This is a genomic window from Achromobacter sp. ISS7, assembly GCF_056523125.1.
In genome coordinates, this window is the sequence record NZ_JAWRZD010000001.1 from 2353730 (window position 1) to 2370603 (window position 16874).

Below are 16874 nucleotides of genomic sequence, written 5' to 3' on the forward strand. Positions count from 1 at the left end.
AGGGAAGCGCCAGGATCTCGGCCCGGCTCCAACCCAGCCGGGATGCCAAGAGCATGATCTGCAGGAGCGCGCCCTCGCGGGCGCGCGTCAGTCTTCCCCCAGCTTTTCAGCCTCCTGCATGGCCTCACGGAAGACGGCCCACTGCTTGCCCTTGAGGGTCTTGAACTGCCCCGGCACGAAGGGGCCGGTATCGTCGCCCGCACGCACCAGCACCTGGCAGGCCAGCGCGACCTGAAAGGCCGTCGGCTGCAGCGCCGGGTTGGCTTCTTTCTCGGCCTCGAGCGAGTCACCCAACGACGCCTCTCGGACTTCGATCTCGGTGACGGGCTTGCCGCCTACCACCCAGGGCGAAGGCAGCGTCTTGATAACGGTCAGGGGAGTTTTCATGATGTTCCTTGAAATGGATTTACAAAGCGGCTCTAGCCTTCGATGCACTCGACGCCGTTGAAGGCGAGCGTGACCTCGCCACCGCCGCCGAGCACGGGCGGCGCCGCCAGGAAGGCGCCGCGGATCGTGTAGCCGATGCCGGTGTCGGTCTGGAACCGCATGGTTTCGTCACGGATCGCCGCCAGGTCGGCCAGGCTCACGCCGGCCATGTGGCTGATGGTGCAGTTCACCGCCGGTGCAGCGGTGGACTCGGTGTAGCCGTCGACGCCGCTATCGCTCATGACGGGCGCGCGCGACACGCCACCGATATCGAGCGTGGCGCCGGGCTTGCTGCGCAGGCGGCGGCCGCCCACGCTGATGAATACTCGGCCGGTAACCTGAGACATAGTCGTGATTCCTTACAGGATGAACTGGATGCTGCCCGCGAACACCCGGAACTGGTTCACCAGGTCAGGCGGGATGACGGCGTTGACACGGTTGCGATCGACCATGCTGCGCTGGACGATGAGGTTCTTCTTGAAGTCCTCGAAGTTCTCCAGGAGGCCCGCCTTCTCCAGGGACTTGGCGGTGGCGATCAGGACACCCGCGATCATCGACGGCGTCGCGATCGGCTGGGCGGGGTCGAAGTCGGTACCGTCGTCGGCGAGCTTGTGCCGCGGGAAGTTCGTGGCCACGGCCGTGCGGAAGGCATAGCGCATGTAGTCCGCCGTCCACACGGTCTCCACGTCCAAGTACGAGACATCCTCGATCCCCCAGGCGTTGGTTTGGTACGTGGTCACCACGCGCTCGATCTGCACGATGCCGTCCTGCGAGACGGTGAAGGTGCTGCAGCCATCGTGCAGCAGCAGGTTGCGCTCTTCGCGACGGAAGCGATCTTTCGGGCTCGGCGGCAGCAGACCCGGGAGGTCGAGCGTCTGGAAGGGGCGCGCCGGGTCGATGGCGCCGTTGAACTCGACCACCGCGCCGTGTACCGCCGCCCACAGGTACGGCGCCTGGGGCGGGTTCTTCACACCGATGAACGAGCTGTTCTCGCTGTTGCGGGCAGAGCCATAGGTGCTGAGCTGGGCGTGCGTGCCGGCCATGCCCGTAAAGAGGTGCCCCGTGCGCATGTCCATCCCCCCGAACCGGCTGGCGAGCTCGGCCTCGATGATCGCCATGTTCGCCGAATCGCTCCAGGGCGAAATGATGGTGTAGAACCATTCGTCGGAGATTGCCGCCACCACGTCCGCCGCATCCGGATTGCCGGTACCGGCAACGCCGTTGGCGATCTCCAGCGTCAGGCCGGCCGGCAGCGTCTCGTCGTCGTAGAAGTTGACCAGCACGCCGATGCCTTGGGTGAAGGCTCCCTTATGACGTGCCGTCAGCGTCACCACGCCGGCCGCGGCCGCAGCGGTGACCGGGCCATTCTGGTAGCCATTGACGACCGCAGCGATCGCCGTGGCGACAGCTGCGGCGGCATCGCCAGCTGCCACCCCGATCGACAGCTTCTGGCCGTTGATGTAGAGGGCGATCGTGCCGGCGCCGGCTGCGGGGCCGGTGACCGTGACGGTCTTGGTGGCGGCGACACCGGCCGCGAGGTCTTCGACGCTCAGCGCCCAGATGTCGCTCGTCTTGTTGGCCGCGCGTGCCAGGCGCAGCATTTCATGCAGCACGCTGCCGCGGCCAAAGAGCGTGGCGCCCTCGTCACCGCTGTTCACACGATAGAGGGTCAGCGGGGCCGCCATGCCGGTGGGCAGCTTGTTGCCCACGACCAGGATGCGGCGGTTGAGCGACGGCAGCCCGCGCAGCGCCTTGGAGTTGTCGATTTCGACGTATTGCCCCGGCGTACGGATGTCGGTCGGGATGGTGTTGAAGATAATGTTGTCCGGCATGGCGGTTCCTTGGAGCGTTACTCGGTGGCGGGCTTGGCGCCCTTGGCCGAGGCGGACTTGGCGGGTGCCGGCGGGGTGTCCGCCGGATCGATGGCCTGCGAGGCGGCGCTGACCTCGGTCACGTCGCCGTCATCGCGGCGACGGCGCCAGTAGGTGGTCAGCACGGTGGGCTCGCCCTGCGCGGCCAGATAGCCGCCTTGGGGCTTGCGGACCTTGAGCGGCTCGCCATCAACGATGGCGGGTTTGAGGGTGACGGTCTGCATTCTGGATCCTCGGATGTCAGTTGTCGGTGCCGGCGCCAGCCAGCGGAATGTCAGCCTGCAGGTCAGGCCTGTCGGTGGTGTAATCGGGCGGCTCGACGAGCCATTTTTCATGTTCCTCGCGGCTTGCGTGCGGGGCGATGTCCATATCCAGGTGCACGTGGCGCAGGTCGCCCAGGCCGTCGATCTCCTCGGGGTCGTCCGGCAGCGCCATCGGCGTGCTTTCAACGGATACGCCGACCACGGTCAGCCCGGCGGCCTCGAACACGTCGACGGGCTCCAGGTACTCGGCGCGGCGGATGTTCCAGCTGGCGTCGCCAATGCGCCGGCCATGCAGCGCCCGGATCACCAACGTCAGAAGCTGGTCCGCGCTGATGGATTGGCCATCGCCAAGGCGAGCCTGGGTATTGCCGCCCACGTTGCGCACGACGATCCCGACGGTGAATGCCAGTACGCCCATGTCGTCGACGATCCGGTACACCCCTTCGGTCACGTACAGGGCAGGAGCGTCCACCTGGTAGCGCTGCAGCAGCTTGGCGTCATCAGGCACGGTGGGCAGGCTGTCGACCGTGCGCGTGGTCTTCTGGATACCCGGGCGCGCCTTCAAGGCCGCGATGAGGGCGAGTTCATGCTTACCGAGCACCGCCACCTCCCTCGGCCGCTTGGATGGCCTGCACCGTCAGGCGGCCCATTGCCCACAGATCCTCACGGTTCACGCCCAAGAACGGCCGGGCGGGCATGCGGATCTTGTAGGCACGAACCTCATGCCAGCTCGTGCGGGCCCGCTTGTGGCGATCGCGGGCGAACACCGCCAGATTGCGATTGCCAGGCTGGCGCGCCAGGTTGCCGCGGGCATCGGTGCGCAGGCGGATGCGGGTCGAATACGGGGCGCGATTGATCTCGCCGCCCGCCTGGTGGATGCGTGCATAGGCGACGTTGCTGCCCCAGGCTGCATAGGTGTCGCCATAGACGTTGGTGATGCTGCGCAGCAAGCGCCGGCTGTTGACGAGCGTCTGCCCGCCGGACTTCTGGACCCGACGGCTGGGCTTCCAGGCCGAGCCATCAGGGCCCCGCTGGCGCTCAAAGCGCAGGCGGGTCGAGGATTCGCCGTAGTTGGCGATCGCTTTGAAGATCGGCCGCGGCGAGCGCCCCAGCGCGGCCAGGCGAGACAGCGCGGCATCCAGCCCGCGCTGCCCCTCGTAGCGGATCGTGGCCTGAACCATCAGAGAAACCCTCCCGAGGAGCGGCGATCCCAGATCCGGCCTGCGGTGTACAGCTCGGCGCCGGCGCCGCCGGCCGGCTCGACACCCGATTCCGCATCCACGCCCAGCTTCACGTCGCCCGAGGCCACGCCGACCAGGAACTTGATGTTGGCGTCGTAGCGCTGCTTGACGGTCTCGGTGAACTGATCGTCGTAGAGGTAGTAGCGGGCCAGTTCGCAGGCGATCCGGATCAGGACCTGCGGCACAGACGAAAGCGGCAAGGTGTACCGCCCGGCGATGTAGCTATCGATCGTGTTGCGTGCATCGGCCAGCGCGCGGTCGACCTTTTCCATGGCCCGCGCGATCGCGGCACGCTCTTCGGGTGCAAAGCCACTCAAATCGCCTCCAGCGGCCGCGATGCGCAGCATCTCGTCGGTGACCAGGCGCGGCACCATGCGGTCGGCACGCTGGGAGATCTCATCGGAATCGAAACGGATCAGCAGTTCGGTGGCTGTGGCGTAGGACATGGGAAAGACCGTAGAAATGCCGGGGCTAGACCAAACCGGTTCCCGCTCTATCCAGCCCCGGCAGAGGTTGGGCGGTAGCGTCTGCAAGGCTCCCCCCATCCGTCAGACGCAACAGATGGGGTTCAGCGCCCGTCGCATGGGGTGTCAGGTGGCGTTGGCCTGGCTGCTGTCGTCCGGCTCGGTGGGCAGGTCGACGAGCATCGTCACCAGCTGCGGCTCGGTGGTGAGCTGTTCGAACTGCTCATCGGTCAGCTCGGACAGCGGAATCACCGTCTCGCCGGCGAAGGCGCGGCCGGCGCGGCGAAAGCCGTCCACTTTCGGAACGACCTTCAGGGCCTTGGCGCCCTCGGGCTTGGTGATGGGCGGTTTTGCGGTGGCCTGGCGGCCTCGGGGTTTGGCGGTAGCCATGTGGGCAATCTCCGGTATATCGGGTTGGGTCAAGTGGTGCGGGCGGGATTTACCGATCAGCCCAGGTACGGGCAGACCACGACCTTGGCGGTACCGCGCATCACGTTGCTCGCGCCGTTAGCCAGGCGATCGGCCTGGATGACTTCCAGCGCGGCCTGCTCCAGCGAGGGCGGCACCCAGAGCTCGGCGGCGCGGATCACCAGCGGCTTGCCGTTGTCGGCCTTCTGGCTCTGCATCGAGGCGCGGGCATCGGAGTACGCCTGCAGGTCCAGGCCTTCCTTGGACGCATAGGCCAGTTGCCACAGGCCATAGCCGACGTTGCTGCGGCCATCGGCACCCCAGACGAACTCGTTGCGGTTGAAGACGTTGTCGTCGGTCAGGCTCGTCTTGGCCTGGAAGGCGTAGGGGCGGCGACGCTGGTAGATGATCGGCTTGATCACTTTGGTCGTGTCCACCAGGAACCAGGCTGCGCCCGTACCGCCTTGGAAGTTGCTCACGCTGACTTCCTTACCGGGCTGTCCGACAGGGTGATCCGTGTCGAAGAAGTACTGGCCGTCAAAGCAACGCGTGGAGAAGCCCGCCTGCAGGAGTTCGAAGACGAGCTCATCGGGGTGCGTCGCCGCGTCCTGGCCCAGCTGCTGGATGACGGGCTTGTACACGCCGTATTGGTCATCCTCGATCTCGTCGCGGCCGACCGACACGGTGTTTTCCCAGGTCTTGTTCTTGATCGAGTAGTCCGATTGCTTCAGGTTCTGATAGACCCGTTCACCCAGCCACTCGCGGAACTTGGTGATGGAGCCCAGCCAGGCGTACTTCTCCGTGCTGGTGGTGCTGGGCACCATCATGGCCAGCTGGTTCCACATGGGAGCCGCGGTGGTCAGGCCCGACTGGAAGGCCGCGTTGTAGGCCTGGTTGAGGATCGCCAGGTTGGCGTGATTGATGATCATGTTCGAAATCTCCGGATTCGAAGGGCTGGTGGCCGATCAGGCGAAGTCGACCCAGACGCCGTCGGCGTCCACATCGAACACCTTGCCAGCCACACTGCGGGTGTTGGTGCCCGAGGTCTTGGCCACCGTCTGGTCGTCGACGATGTAGCAGTCGGCACCGATATCGGCCAGGGTGATGAGGTCGGCCGAGGCGCTGTTGGCGAAGCGGTGCGGGCCTTTGCGCAGCCGCACGCGGATCTCGCCCGCAGCGCCCGCGCTGTTGTCGGCGCGGTCTTCGGCAACGCCCGCGGCTTTGAGCGTGGTCGAGGTCGATCCCGGCACGGCGTATCCCGTGGCGGTGTTGATGCACACGATCGAGCCGCCAAAGATCTTGGTGGTGGCCGCCACGGGCGGTTCGATCTGGTTGCCGTCACGGCGCAGTGTGTTGCGATCCTGGGTCAGCGCGGTCATGGAAGTGTCCTGAAGGTGAGAAACGGGGGAAGCGGCGATCAGCCGTTGGCCAGGCCCTGGGCTTGCTTGCCGGCCTTGAATTGCTCGGGCGTCATGCCCATCGCAGCGCACACGGCGAGCTCGGCCTGGTTCAGTTCGCCTACGCCCTGGCCCGGCTGCTTGCCATCGGTCTGGCGCTTGCCAGCCAGGACCGGGTTGGCGGGCGTGGCGGCTACCAGCGCTTTGAGCTGCGCCAGGTCGGCCTTGCCGATGTCGCGCCAGGTCTTCTCGACGACATCGCTGGCCACCTTGCCTTCAGCCTTGGCCTGGTCCATGACCTGATCGAGCTCGCCCTGAACGGCTTGCGCGCGCAGGGCCGCCAGTTCGGTGTTCAAGGAAGCAACGGCTTCCACCGACACGAACTTGGTCGGATCGGGCGGCGTCGACTTGAGCGTCGCGATCTGGGCGTTCAGGCCAGCGATCTGGCCAGCCTGCGCGGCCTGGGACTTCAGCGCGGCCAGGGCGGATACGCCTTGTTCGGTGGTGGCGGTCTCGGGCAGGCCGAGGCCTTCGAGCAGGGCTTTGAGCAGAGGGTTCATGTCGTCCTCGGAGGTGGGGGGAAGGAATTGGCGCGCGAACTGCGCGCTGAGCGCGGCCAGCTGAGCGCTGGTCAACCCGTCCAGGGCAGGACGGTTGGTGAGCGCAGCGCCAACGATGGCCAGCACGTCACCGGTTTCGGGGTGATAGAGGAATGTGGCGCTCTGGTAGCGGTATTCGTCGTCGTCCAGCATCTGCTTGGCGCGCGCAGTCCACTGCACCCCCTGGGCAAAGAGGCCTTCGCCAGGGCGGAAGACGAACTTGGCGCCGGCCATCCACCCGGCCGCCGGCGCGGGCTGACCGTTGTTGGCCGCTTGCTGCGTCTGGTGCTCATAGTCGATCGGCAGATCGTTGACGCTCGCCCGCGCCAGAGCGATGACCCGCTCGGCGATCTGGGCGTTCATGCGGTACGTGCCCGACTTGGGCATCTCGCGCGCATCCTCGGCCGCCTGCGGCTTGAATTCGCCATCAGGCAGCAGATGCAGCTCAGGGACGGCGTCATCGTCACCCGTGCGTTTGATCTGCACGGCGAACGCGGCCAGGAGTGGGGCGGTGGATTTAGGCATGGGCGCCAGTCTGACGCCATGCCTTGGAACGCTCTATTAAACGGGTTTACCGCGTTTTCGGGTGCCCACCAGCTGCCGCCGGCGCAGCAGCACCTCGCCCAGCGCCGTCACCTATTGCAGCTTGGATAGGCCCGTGCGGTCAAACGTTGCCGGGTCGATCACTTCCATCGAGACCACGCCATTGCCCCCGGCCTTGCCATGCGCCTGGCCGGAAAGGTCCACCACAACCTTCACCACGCGTTGCGAATCGGAGGGGGAAGTGCATAGCAGCACCGCATGATCGCCGTCCAGCCATGCCTCACCGACCTGGCGCAACAGCGTCGGCAGCTGCGCGACAAGCGCGGCGCCGGCGTCCGTGGCTTGGCCGGCAGCATGTTGACCATCGCCCAGCATGCTTCGCAGCTGTGTCATGTCAATGTGAATCGTGCCGCGGGCGCTCGCGCCGCGCAGCTGGCCGGCGTCCTGCAGCGCGTCGACCTGGTCGCTGGAGAATGCACCGACCACGCGACGCTGACCAACCGTGCGGCGCTCGCCGCCGGTGTAGCGGCCGACGAAGTCGTTGAACTCGGCCTGCACCAGTGGCGCGACCTGGTCGGCGCCGTCGGCCAGGATGCGCGCCGCCGTGCGTGGCTCGGCCGCATCGGCCTTGTCCATCAGTGCCCGGGCCAGGCTCTCGCGGCGCAGGCCCGGCCGGTAGTTGAAGGCAGAATGCACGCCCACCGGCACATCCATGGTTTCGCCCGTGCGGGTGTTCGTGTACTCGACATACCGCTCGGGCGGTGCCTCGCTGACCTCAAGGCCCATCTGGCTAACCTGGCGCGCGGTCAGCTGCAGCACACCGCACTTGCAGCCCCATTCCTTGACCGGCATGTGCGATTGCCACCAGGGATCGTCTGCACGCATGACCCGGCCAGCAAAAGCCGCGTGCGACAAGCGAGGGTGCTCGCTTGAGCTGCGCAAGTACTGCAGGTAGGGAAACAGCTCGATGTTGCGCTGGATCCGCTCGGACTGCCCCTCGGAATACGCGGTGGAAACGTTGGTGTCAAAGATTTTGCGCAGCCTGGCATCGCTGCCGAGCTGCGCATTGACCGTCTCGCCGGTGACCGGATCGACCATCTCGCGCTTGCCCCACCAACCCTTGTCCTGCAACTGCGGGCCGAGCGTGCGCCGAAAGTCCTGAAACGTGGTGCCCTCGGCGATCGCGCGGTCGGTGGCGCCGCGGATGTCTTTCAGCACATCCAGCCGCATCGCCTTGGCCACCGTGAACGCGGCGGCGTGTTCCTGGGCAGGCATGTCCTGCCAGGAGAACGCCATCCGGTAGCCTTTCTGGCGAAAGAACTCGACAGCCTCACGCGGCGGCAGCGGCTCCAGCTCGATGGCGGCCATGTCAGGTGCGTCCGCCATTCAAGTACGACCCCCATTTGTCAGGTTGCCCCAGAGGCGGGCCGCCAGCGTGCCGCGGCTGAGCAGGTCCGCCAGCGCCGTGGCGTCCATTGCTGCCAGGCGCTGCTCGACGGCCACCTGGAAGTCCTCGAACGACGTGCTGATCTCCAGCGCTTCCTGGATCGCCTTCTGGATCGGGTCAGGCTTGGCCTGCCACTCATCGAGCATGGCATCGACCAGGCTGTCGATCGCGTCGGCCGCCGTGTTGGTCAGATCTCCCGGCGCGGCCTTCAACCGCGCCAGCTGCGCAGGAGCGGGCCGGCGTCGACCGCCAGCAGCCAACCCCGCGAGCCCGCCCGCGCCATCGCCATTGCCGTTGCCAAACGACGGCGCAGCGGGCTGCAGGATCGCATCCTTTTCTTCGGCCATCGGGATCTTGAGCTTGCTGTGCGCCCAGTCCGCTTTGATCCGCATGCCCATGTTCACCAGCTTGGGTAGCGAATCGGCGAGCAACTTGATGTCTTCGGGCTGCTGCGTGTCGAGCACCAGGCGCGGGCACCGGTGCAACGACGTGCGGCCCCGGTTGACTGCCAGAATTGGGTACACCAGCTGGCGCGTCAGCGTAGTGGCGAGCTGGCGCGCGTCGGATTTCTTCAGGTCGTGGCGCAGTTCGTTGTGCACCTTGCCCAGGGCCTGCGTCCCGTGCTCGCCTTCGCCGCTGGTGAGCGTGCCACCCAGCACCGCCTTGCTGGTGCTGCGTTCCATCAGGCCAATCATGCTGTCAAACGGCGTGGACTCGCCCTTGGCCGCTTCCTTGAACTCGATCTTCATGCCCTCAGGCACGATGGCGGCCGCATCGTGGCCAATGCCGATCACAGCGCGCAAGAGCGTCGCCCGTGCCTTGTCGTCGGAGGTATTGGGGTTGTACGTGCCCAGACGCAGCGGCAGCCCGTAGATCTCCAGGAACTCAGCCAGGTCGCGCACGGCAAAGTTCTTGAAGAGCCACGGCCAGGCGAGCACCCGAAACAGGCCCGTGCGGGCGATGTAGCCGCTGCGCGAGCGGTGCGTGTGCATGATCCAGCCAAACGGCCAGAGCGATTCTCCATCGGCGCTGTTGTCGCGCAGGCGCAGCTCGTTGCGATCAAGGCCCGGGGCGATCGGCGTACGAAACCACCCTTGCGGGCGAAATGTTGCCGTGACCGGCATGCGCATCTTCTCGATCGTGTCCCATCCGAGCTCGATCGGCGAAAACCCGTGACCGACTGCATCGGTCATGTCAAAGAGAATGTCCTCCATTTCCAGGCTCTGCAGCACCTCGGTCACGAAGGCCGCTTCGTCCAGTTCCGCACTGGTGGGGTTCGCTGGCGGCTCGATCGACCAGTCGAGCTGGCTGACGGTCAGGCGGCGCGTCTGCATGACGCTGAAGAGGTGCGCGTCTTTTTCCTCCATGTCGGCGAACATCTCGTGCTGCGCCGTGATGTCGCCCGTCTCGGCCTGCTGCAGAATCTGCGCGAGCCGCGGCGGGGTCAAACCGCGCGTGGGATGGTTCTCCCATTCCGATTGCAGGTGTCCCAGCCGAGCCGTCTGCGGCTCCTCCAGGTGCATGTTGGTGATCGGGCGGCCGAATTGATCAACGATTTGAGCCATGAATCTCTCTCTTTCGGGTCTCAACCCAAACCTGCGACGGTTCCCCGGTGGAGCGAAGCCCCGGCAAGCCGTTTACACGTGTTTATAAAGGCCCTCAGACGTGCGATTGGGGTCAGCGTAGCCACCCACCCCAAAAAACGCCCCAAAAGGCCGGAAATTTGAAGTGCCTCACGCCACGCGCCGTCGCCGGCCCACGGCGTGTCATCGTCGTGCTCGCCGGGCAACGCATCCCAACGGCTCGTTTGGCGCGGTACCGGCGTGTAGTCGATGGGCGCGGCCAGGTTCATCGACGCGAACCACAGCAGCGCCAGCATCACCGCCGAGTCACCGTGGCGGGTCAGCTCCGGGTCCTTCAAATCCTTGCGCCGCAGCTTCACCACCATCGGTATGCCCTCGACATCCTCGATCGCGCGAAGGTCGGCCGCCACGTTCGCGTCACGCGGCAGGTCAATCATCCCGTCTTCAAAGCCCTGGATCAGCTTGGACATCCAGGCGCCGTACCAGGCGCGGTTCAGCTTGATCTGGTGGACGTGGTCGTGCCCGAACTTGTCGGCCGTGTATTCGGCCAGCGTCTCGCCCGAACCGGTTGCATCCATGGCGCCGCCACAACGGCGCGGCATGTGCTCGATGATGTACCAGATGACCTGTTCTTGTTGGCGCGTCGGCACCTTGTGCATCTCGACGATGAACACCACGCGCCGGCGCAGGTTCGCCTCGATCTGCCCAACACCGAACACCGAGAAGTCGCGGTGGCGCGCGAAGTCCTGGGCGAAAACGCTTTGCAGTTTCGGATCGAGCAGCGCCAGGGCAGGTTCAACCTGGCGGCGAATCCAGTCCTCGACGAATGAGCGGCGTTCCGCCTCGCTCTTGCGCACGAAGTCATCGTCAAGCGCCAGGCGCACGACCGGCCGCTCCTCGGCCATGGCGTTCTCGATCCAGACGCCAGGCAGGCTGACGCCGCTGCCGTCGCGCGGGATGGCATCGAGCTCCTCGCGCATGGCCGCCTTGCGCACCCCATAGGCATTGCGGATCTTGCTGTACCACTCTTTCTTGCCCTCGGCCGTGGCCGGCGTGCCATTCATGAAGCACACCCGCTCGTACAGGCCGTTGGTGACCGCGTCATCGAACGTGACCGTCACCACAGCTGCATCTGCGCCATAGCGGCCGGCTTCGATGTCCCGGCACAACTGGGCGAAGGGGTTGTTCTTGCCGTTATGCGAACTGATGATGGTGATCTGACCACCCCAGATCAGAAGTGCGGTGGCCGCATCCAGCACGCCCTGCACATCCGGGTGGAAGGCCGCCTCGTCGATGACGACGTGCCCCTGCAGGCCGCGGATGTTCGCTGGCCGACTGGACAGGGCGCACACCTGAAAGCCGCTGGCGAACCGGATGCGATACGCGGTGATGTGCTTGGTCTTACCGCCCTCGTCCTGGTCTTCGAAGAGGAACTCCTCGACGCCCGTGACGCCTTCGCCCTGGGCTCGCGCGATCACCCGTGCAAACTTGGCGCAGTAGCCGATCGCCTCCAGGCCCTTTTCCTTGGTGTCGCCGATGTAATAGACGTTGTCGCCGCCGGCGGACTTGCGCGCCGCGGCCACCAGCGTCTTGTTCAGCATCGTGCCAAAGGTGATGCCCGTGCGCCGGCCCTTCGGGATGGCGATGATTGACGCCTTGAGAGCGGCGACCTGGCGCTGGTGCAGCATCAGAATGCCGTCGGCCAGCGGATTGAAGTTGTCCGAGATCGAACGCACGCTGGCGGGCAGGTCTTCCCATTCCAGGACGCGCAGGGTTGAGGCCAGGGGCTTGATGACGGCGGCCATCAACGATCACCACCAGGCAGAGGGATGATCGGGCCCGTCACCACCAGCGGGATCTGGATATCTCGGTCGGGCGCGACGGTTGCTGCGACCTGGACGAACGTTCTGAACAGCGCTGTGGCCAGGCTCAGCACCCACTCGGGGATGCCGTTGCGCTCGGCCACCAACGGGGCCTCGCCTTCGAGGTTGCCGAGATAGACGGGAACGACGCCGCAGAACCACCCGTAGTGCGTGAAGCGCGTGCCGAGCTCGGTACTCGGGATCTGAGAGAGGATGCTCACGGTGCGTTGATACCCAGGAAGTCACGGCGCCAGAAGTCGACCTGCTCGGCGCTCATGCCCTGGGCCTTGGCGACCTCCTGCAGCTTGGCATCCTGCTGGGCGAGCAGCGCGCGCCGCGCACGCTCCTCGGCCTCGGCCTGGAACTTCTTCAGGTTGACCGAGCTGCGTGCCAACGTGGCGATGTTCTTGGCCGCTTTGCTCAGGAGCTCCACTCGCTTGCCCGAGTCCGTCTCATCGTCAGCTTCTTGCAGTTCGATGATGGCTTCGAAGAGCTCGGTCTGGACCAGGGCCGTCAACGCCTCGCTGCGCGCATCGATCTCGTCGCCGGCGTGCGCTCGTATGAGCTTGGCCGCTTCCGTGCTTGCACGAATGGCGGCCAGCCGGCGCTCGAGCTTCTGACCGTACCGGCCGATGGCGCTGCGACTGGGCAAGCTGCCGGCGTTGGCTTCGACCGGGAATCGCTCGCGCAGATCCTCGATCAGGCTATCGAGCGTGTGGCAGCCGGTGGCCAGCTGCGCCTCGATGTAGGCCTTGATCTCCTCGGGCAGGCGATGAATGCTGCTCTTGCCAGCCATGGGTCACCAGTATTTGACGGGCCGGGCGATGCCAGGCTCACAGTCGATCGTGTATTCGGCCACGTCGGTGCCGTAGCGCGTGAGATCCGCGAACCACTTGCCGTCCGGGCGCTTCTCCAGTTTGACCAGGTCGCGGTCCGACAGGTAGTCGAGCTCGCGGCGCAATTCCAGCGGCGTGGCATCCGGGTACTCCGATTGGGCAACCGACAGGATCGGGCCCTCGAAGGCGCCGATGGGGCGTGCGTTGTTCAGGGTCAACAGAATCAGCCAGCGCAGCGATTCGCGGCGCGAGCGGGCCAGGTCAATTTGCATTTTTCTTTCCATCCAATACTCCCCGCAGCTGCAGGTTCTCGATCTTCACTGCCAAGCCATCCAGCTTCGCCTCGACCACGCTTTGACCACGGATGTAGTCCTCACGTCGAACGTACTGCAGAGCCATGTCACGCTGCATCTGCAGGAACTCGCGTTCGACACGCTGCCACTCGCCGGCCTCCAGCTTGGCTGACTCCTCGAGTTTGTCCAGTCGATGCTGAACCTGCTCGTGGTTGGCCGATCGCGCATCTTCCTGGGCACGGAAGCGCAGATCAATGTGACGCAGCATCTGCGTGAGCAACAGCCTCCCAGCGCCTGCGCAGGCCCCGAAAAATCCCAGCAGCAGCGTGATGTGCTGCCAAACTTCCAATTCGATCTTCACCGATCCTTCCCCGGCTTGTTGATGTAGTCCACGGTGTCCACGTGCTTGCCTGCGCAGGTGCCGTACAGGCCGTACATCGCCTCCAAGGCGACCGCGGCCGCGGCGTCCGAGTCATCGATCGGGCGCACGACCGGTTGACACCGCGCGGCCAGTTCCGCTGGCAGCAAGACCGCCGGCCGCCATGGCATCGGCTCGGTCTGCCGCGGCGCCGAGGATCCGCATGCTGTCAGCATCGAAACGGCACTGCACAGCACCAGCCGGGCGAGATTTCGCAATCGCATTCTTGAGCTCCGTATTCGACGTCTTGTTCTGCTGCTCCAGGCCGGTCATTGCCGTGCGCAGTTCCTTGTTCATCGCCGTGCTGCCCGAGACGTCGGCGCGTAGCGCATCGAGGCCCTTGGCGAGCGAGTCGACCTGGCTGGCATCGTGCGCAGCCTGGGTTTCGAGAACGCCACGCTCGTGCCCATTGGCCTCGCCGCGCCAATAGCCCAGGCCGGCGGCGAGCGCGCCTAGCGCGATCGCCCAGCCCACGATGTTCAGATTCACGGGCATACGCCAGGCCCCCAGGATGCCGCAACATAGGTCGGCTGATGGTGGTGGATGATGCGGTCGGGATAGGCCCGGTTCTCGCGCCAGTTGGCCGCCGATCGGCCCGCATTGACCGTCTCGACCGATCCCCACCAGATGAGCGGATCAAGCCCCGAACTCGATGCTCGTTTCTGGTCACGCGAGATCCAGCCCAGCCCGCCGTTGTAGGCCGACAATGTCATCGCCATGCGCTCGCAGTCATCACGCGCGCGGATACGCTCGTAGAGATAGCGGTCGTAGGTCACCAGGGCGCGCAGCGCCCAGGATGGATTGAAGGGAGCGTTCTGCGCCAGCGCCGGGTAAAGCCCAGCGATCCAGCTGGAGGTCGCCGGCATGAACTGGGCCATGCCTTGGGCGCCCACGGCAGAGACGGCGCCGGGGCGCCAGGCGCTCTCCTGATGGATCTGTGCGGCGAACGTCGAGACCGGTGCGTCCATGCCCCAAACGACACGGGCGTTGCGCATGAGCTCCGACCGGTACTGCTGGGCTGCACGCGGCACGTCGGCCGCTGGCGCCGGCAGCGCGGTGCAGCTGGCCACGAGCAGCACGACCAGGTGTCGGCCGAGACGGATGAGCTGCTGGCCCATCACAGCCCCAGCGCGACAGCCAGAATGACCGCGGCCGCGATCGCCGTGCGGCGGATCGTCGAGACCATGAAGGGGATTTCGTAGCCGTCCGCGATCGGGTGGTCCACGCGATGCGTGCCGACGCAGGAGCCGCAGCGCCAATCACGCACCAGGTAGCCATCGGGACGTGCGTACGGGAACAGGGCGCGGTCGATCCAGTAGGAGCCGACGGCCGCCAGACTGATCAGGCTCAGCTTATAGATCGCGACGGGAACTTGCTGGGGGGAAACGATGCCGATCACGACGATCAGCAATGCGGCGACGATGAGCCAGGTGGTCAGGCGCGGCAGGCGCCGCCGCAGGGGAATGGTGGAATTTACGATTCGGATCAAGGCAGCACTCCAGAGCAAGAAAAAGGGCGGCGAGCAGAATGAACCTGCATCGTGCCGCCCGCTTGCCTGAAGCGCTATTAAATGGATTTACTGCTATCCGATATTCAAGCCTGTGATGCCTATTGGCTGAATGGATTCTTGTCACCACGCTTCATAATTCCAACCCAGGGATTCCGTGCAATTCGAATCTCCATCGTATCGCTCTCGGGTATATAGATCGCAACCATGGCTCCATCTCTGACGCCGAACCAGCGCTTTCCAGTGTCTGCATACTTGTCGGTTACGAACCTGGATTCTTTCCCCTCCGTGCAGGCTCCCCAATCGTTATCGGAGGGACGGGCTCCGCACTGCACGGTGGTGCCATCTGGTCGAATCGTCCACTTTACCCACCATGGATAGTCGTCGCTGACCGGTTCCGTGTAGGTCCAGGTACCCACCATTCTTTTCGATGCGTCCTCTAACGACTGGGGGGCTTGCAAGGGTGGAGCAGGTTTTCGCTCTTCTTGTTTGGAGCAGGCAGTACTTAACGCCAGAGTACCGCAACCGATCAATATGCTTATGAGTCGTGACATGCGAGTGGGGGCCTGGCTCATTTTTTACATCGCTTCTGATTGACTGTTTGCTATTGCTGCGCCATTTGAGACCGTTATCGGCCTTCACGTCAGATCCTATCCTGAAGAATCAGGTCAATGATCTCAATCCTTTGCTTGTAGAACGCTATCTGCATCGCAGTGCGACGACGGTTGCGGTCCAGCCAGTATGCAGCGACTAGGAGAACTGCAGCCCACCCCATAAGCCAAAAAGTCGCGTTCGGGTGGGCAAAATTTCCTGAGAGTAAAAACCAGACACCACTGCATAACGCACACAGCGTCAGGCCTAGTGGCCAGTTGAAGAAATGACGGCGACGAGCATCAAACAACTTTGCCTTGCACCTGCGGAGCTCATGACGCAACACGGGCGAACTTTCATGCCAAAGGGAGTCGGGACTGGGGCCGGCGTTGAATATGTCGCCGCCCGCCACCTGGCCGACATGTCCGTGGAAATTCTGCATCTCGCCCATCACCCGTTCCCCCCAAAGGCTGACCTCAACATTGCAACCCTCACGCTTTTTAAAAAGATGGGTTGAAGTAACACGAGCACTCCTCCGCGCTCGACTGTGAACTTCGCTTTGCGGTTAACGATGTTGTGCCCAGCGAGCTGGCCAACGGAGGTCATTTTTTCTTTCCTCCCACATTGAACGTGACACCCTTCTTGTTGGTGATATTCCCTGAGACGGCCTGGCCAACTTCGCCATGGAAAACCTGACCAGATTTCCCATGGGCTGCTGCCCCAGCAGCCATACCTATTGCCATCGCTGCAGCGGTTCGGCGCAAAGCAGCCTGATCGCTCGGCGAACAGGCCGCGTAGTCGGCAACCAGTATGCGTTGTTCTGGAGTGATGGCCGGTTCCGGCTTGAACGAACGAGAGCCGGTTAGCACGTAAGCAACGTCCACTCCAATTGCGGCCAGGGCGGCTAGCTGCACAGCGGTTGGTGAGGAGACGCCCTTTTCCCAATCGATCAGCGTGCGCTTCTTAGCGGCAGCCGCTTCCGCAAACACCGGCTGCGTCAGGCCTAGGCGCTCTCGTTCTTCTTTCAGTCTGGACGCGATGGGGTGAATATCCACACTTAATTTCATGTTGACATGGTGCGGATATCCGCACCATAATTAACCCTCAAGAACCTACCTGGTTCCC

Annotated in this window: 23 protein-coding genes; all 23 read right to left on the minus strand. The window is 64.6% G+C overall.

Annotation, left to right across the window (positions count from 1 at the left end; all coding sequences use genetic code 11):
* Nucleotides 1–87 precede the first annotated feature (87 nt).
* Nucleotides 88–387: a hypothetical protein gene (locus tag AC1HFW_RS10575; RefSeq protein ID WP_054474375.1), complete on the minus strand. Its 300-nt coding sequence runs from the start codon at nt 385–387 to the stop codon at nt 88–90.
* Nucleotides 388–419: 32 nt separating this feature from the next.
* Nucleotides 420–773, minus strand: a complete 354-nt coding sequence (locus AC1HFW_RS10580) for a phage tail tube protein (protein ID WP_054474376.1) — start codon at nt 771–773, stop codon at nt 420–422.
* A gap of 12 nt (nt 774–785) precedes the next feature.
* Nucleotides 786–2258, minus strand: a complete 1473-nt coding sequence (locus AC1HFW_RS10585) for a phage tail sheath subtilisin-like domain-containing protein (RefSeq protein ID WP_054487678.1) — start codon at nt 2256–2258, stop codon at nt 786–788.
* Between the two features lie 17 nt (nt 2259–2275).
* Nucleotides 2276–2521 (minus strand): DUF2635 domain-containing protein, encoded by a 246-nt coding sequence (locus tag AC1HFW_RS10590; protein ID WP_054474378.1) that lies wholly within the window; start codon nt 2519–2521, stop codon nt 2276–2278.
* 16 nt (nt 2522–2537) lie between these two features.
* Nucleotides 2538–3161, minus strand: coding sequence for a hypothetical protein (locus AC1HFW_RS10595; protein ID WP_156333341.1), 624 nt, complete (start codon nt 3159–3161; stop codon nt 2538–2540).
* The gene (locus AC1HFW_RS10600) at nt 3151–3741 is read right to left on the minus strand and encodes a phage virion morphogenesis protein (RefSeq protein ID WP_054474380.1); all 591 of its coding nucleotides are present in this window, start codon (nt 3739–3741) and stop codon (nt 3151–3153) included. Before AC1HFW_RS10600 ends, AC1HFW_RS10595 begins: the two co-directional genes overlap by 11 nt.
* Nucleotides 3741–4247: a gp436 family protein gene (locus AC1HFW_RS10605; RefSeq protein ID WP_054474381.1), complete on the minus strand. Its 507-nt coding sequence runs from the start codon at nt 4245–4247 to the stop codon at nt 3741–3743. The genes AC1HFW_RS10600 and AC1HFW_RS10605 overlap by 1 nt, the downstream gene beginning before the upstream one ends.
* Before the next feature lie 144 nt (nt 4248–4391).
* Nucleotides 4392–4655, minus strand: coding sequence for an HI1506-related protein (locus AC1HFW_RS10610; protein WP_054474382.1), 264 nt, complete (start codon nt 4653–4655; stop codon nt 4392–4394).
* 56 nt (nt 4656–4711) lie between these two features.
* Nucleotides 4712–5602, minus strand: a complete 891-nt coding sequence (locus AC1HFW_RS10615) for a Mu-like prophage major head subunit gpT family protein (RefSeq protein WP_054474383.1) — start codon at nt 5600–5602, stop codon at nt 4712–4714.
* Between the two features lie 36 nt (nt 5603–5638).
* Nucleotides 5639–6052 carry a hypothetical protein gene (locus tag AC1HFW_RS10620; protein ID WP_054487686.1) on the minus strand — a complete coding sequence of 138 codons (414 nt, stop codon included), beginning with the start codon at nt 6050–6052 and terminating at the stop codon, nt 5639–5641.
* Between the two features lie 38 nt (nt 6053–6090).
* Nucleotides 6091–7194 carry a phage protease gene (locus AC1HFW_RS10625; protein ID WP_054474385.1) on the minus strand — a complete coding sequence of 368 codons (1104 nt, stop codon included), beginning with the start codon at nt 7192–7194 and terminating at the stop codon, nt 6091–6093.
* A 111-nt stretch (nt 7195–7305) separates the two neighbouring features.
* Entirely contained in the window at nt 7306–8580 is a 1275-nt protein-coding gene (locus AC1HFW_RS10630) for a phage head morphogenesis protein (protein ID WP_479283168.1), read from the minus strand.
* 18 nt (nt 8581–8598) lie between these two features.
* Nucleotides 8599–10224 carry a DUF935 domain-containing protein gene (locus AC1HFW_RS10635; protein WP_054474387.1) on the minus strand — a complete coding sequence of 542 codons (1626 nt, stop codon included), beginning with the start codon at nt 10222–10224 and terminating at the stop codon, nt 8599–8601.
* 20 nt (nt 10225–10244) lie between these two features.
* The gene (locus AC1HFW_RS10640; RefSeq protein ID WP_197286695.1) at nt 10245–12047 is read right to left on the minus strand and encodes a hypothetical protein; all 1803 of its coding nucleotides are present in this window, start codon (nt 12045–12047) and stop codon (nt 10245–10247) included.
* Entirely contained in the window at nt 12047–12325 is a 279-nt protein-coding gene (locus AC1HFW_RS10645; protein ID WP_054474388.1) for a hypothetical protein, read from the minus strand. The genes AC1HFW_RS10640 and AC1HFW_RS10645 overlap by 1 nt, the downstream gene beginning before the upstream one ends.
* Entirely contained in the window at nt 12322–12900 is a 579-nt protein-coding gene (locus AC1HFW_RS10650; protein WP_054474389.1) for a DUF3486 family protein, read from the minus strand. The genes AC1HFW_RS10645 and AC1HFW_RS10650 overlap by 4 nt, the downstream gene beginning before the upstream one ends.
* 3 nt (nt 12901–12903) lie before the next feature.
* Nucleotides 12904–13212 carry a hypothetical protein gene (locus tag AC1HFW_RS10655; RefSeq protein ID WP_033454018.1) on the minus strand — a complete coding sequence of 103 codons (309 nt, stop codon included), beginning with the start codon at nt 13210–13212 and terminating at the stop codon, nt 12904–12906.
* Complete coding sequence (locus AC1HFW_RS10660) at nt 13202–13594, minus strand: hypothetical protein (protein ID WP_479283170.1); 393 nt, start codon at nt 13592–13594, stop codon at nt 13202–13204. Before AC1HFW_RS10660 ends, AC1HFW_RS10655 begins: the two co-directional genes overlap by 11 nt.
* A 111-nt stretch (nt 13595–13705) precedes the next feature.
* The gene (locus AC1HFW_RS10665) at nt 13706–14140 is read right to left on the minus strand and encodes a hypothetical protein (protein ID WP_156355579.1); all 435 of its coding nucleotides are present in this window, start codon (nt 14138–14140) and stop codon (nt 13706–13708) included.
* Nucleotides 14137–14769, minus strand: coding sequence for a transglycosylase SLT domain-containing protein (locus tag AC1HFW_RS10670; RefSeq protein ID WP_054474392.1), 633 nt, complete (start codon nt 14767–14769; stop codon nt 14137–14139). Before AC1HFW_RS10670 ends, AC1HFW_RS10665 begins: the two co-directional genes overlap by 4 nt.
* Complete coding sequence (locus tag AC1HFW_RS10675; protein ID WP_231690234.1) at nt 14769–15140, minus strand: putative holin; 372 nt, start codon at nt 15138–15140, stop codon at nt 14769–14771. The genes AC1HFW_RS10670 and AC1HFW_RS10675 overlap by 1 nt, the downstream gene beginning before the upstream one ends.
* A 661-nt stretch (nt 15141–15801) precedes the next feature.
* On the minus strand, nt 15802–16200 hold the full coding sequence (locus tag AC1HFW_RS10680) for a hypothetical protein (protein WP_156355580.1): 399 nt from the start codon (nt 16198–16200) through the stop codon (nt 15802–15804).
* Between the two features lie 151 nt (nt 16201–16351).
* Nucleotides 16352–16816, minus strand: coding sequence for a helix-turn-helix domain-containing protein (locus AC1HFW_RS10685; protein WP_156355581.1), 465 nt, complete (start codon nt 16814–16816; stop codon nt 16352–16354).
* Nucleotides 16817–16874 lie beyond the last annotated feature (58 nt).

Excerpts from the sequence above, each read along its gene's own strand:
- AC1HFW_RS10575 (WP_054474375.1), bottom strand. The coding sequence starts at position 387 with ATGAAAACTCCCCTGACCGTTATCAAGACGCTGCCTTCGCCCTGGGTG.
- AC1HFW_RS10580 (WP_054474376.1), bottom strand. The coding sequence starts at position 773 with ATGTCTCAGGTTACCGGCCGAGTATTCATCAGCGTGGGCGGCCGCCGC.
- AC1HFW_RS10585 (WP_054487678.1), bottom strand. The coding sequence starts at position 2,258 with ATGCCGGACAACATTATCTTCAACACCATCCCGACCGACATCCGTACG.
- AC1HFW_RS10590 (WP_054474378.1), bottom strand. The coding sequence starts at position 2,521 with ATGCAGACCGTCACCCTCAAACCCGCCATCGTTGATGGCGAGCCGCTC.
- AC1HFW_RS10600 (WP_054474380.1), bottom strand. The coding sequence starts at position 3,741 with ATGGTTCAGGCCACGATCCGCTACGAGGGGCAGCGCGGGCTGGATGCC.
- AC1HFW_RS10605 (WP_054474381.1), bottom strand. The coding sequence starts at position 4,247 with ATGTCCTACGCCACAGCCACCGAACTGCTGATCCGTTTCGATTCCGAT.
- AC1HFW_RS10610 (WP_054474382.1), bottom strand. The coding sequence starts at position 4,655 with ATGGCTACCGCCAAACCCCGAGGCCGCCAGGCCACCGCAAAACCGCCC.
- AC1HFW_RS10615 (WP_054474383.1), bottom strand. The coding sequence starts at position 5,602 with ATGATCATCAATCACGCCAACCTGGCGATCCTCAACCAGGCCTACAAC.
- AC1HFW_RS10620 (WP_054487686.1), bottom strand. The coding sequence starts at position 6,052 with ATGACCGCGCTGACCCAGGATCGCAACACACTGCGCCGTGACGGCAAC.
- AC1HFW_RS10625 (WP_054474385.1), bottom strand. The coding sequence starts at position 7,194 with ATGCCTAAATCCACCGCCCCACTCCTGGCCGCGTTCGCCGTGCAGATC.
- AC1HFW_RS10630 (WP_479283168.1), bottom strand. The coding sequence starts at position 8,580 with ATGGCCGCCATCGAGCTGGAGCCGCTGCCGCCGCGTGAGGCTGTCGAG.
- AC1HFW_RS10635 (WP_054474387.1), bottom strand. The coding sequence starts at position 10,224 with ATGGCTCAAATCGTTGATCAATTCGGCCGCCCGATCACCAACATGCAC.
- AC1HFW_RS10640 (WP_197286695.1), bottom strand. The coding sequence starts at position 12,047 with ATGGCCGCCGTCATCAAGCCCCTGGCCTCAACCCTGCGCGTCCTGGAA.
- AC1HFW_RS10650 (WP_054474389.1), bottom strand. The coding sequence starts at position 12,900 with ATGGCTGGCAAGAGCAGCATTCATCGCCTGCCCGAGGAGATCAAGGCC.
- AC1HFW_RS10655 (WP_033454018.1), bottom strand. The coding sequence starts at position 13,212 with ATGCAAATTGACCTGGCCCGCTCGCGCCGCGAATCGCTGCGCTGGCTG.
- AC1HFW_RS10670 (WP_054474392.1), bottom strand. The coding sequence starts at position 14,769 with ATGGGCCAGCAGCTCATCCGTCTCGGCCGACACCTGGTCGTGCTGCTC.
- AC1HFW_RS10680 (WP_156355580.1), bottom strand. The coding sequence starts at position 16,200 with ATGGGCGAGATGCAGAATTTCCACGGACATGTCGGCCAGGTGGCGGGC.
- AC1HFW_RS10685 (WP_156355581.1), bottom strand. The coding sequence starts at position 16,816 with ATGAAATTAAGTGTGGATATTCACCCCATCGCGTCCAGACTGAAAGAA.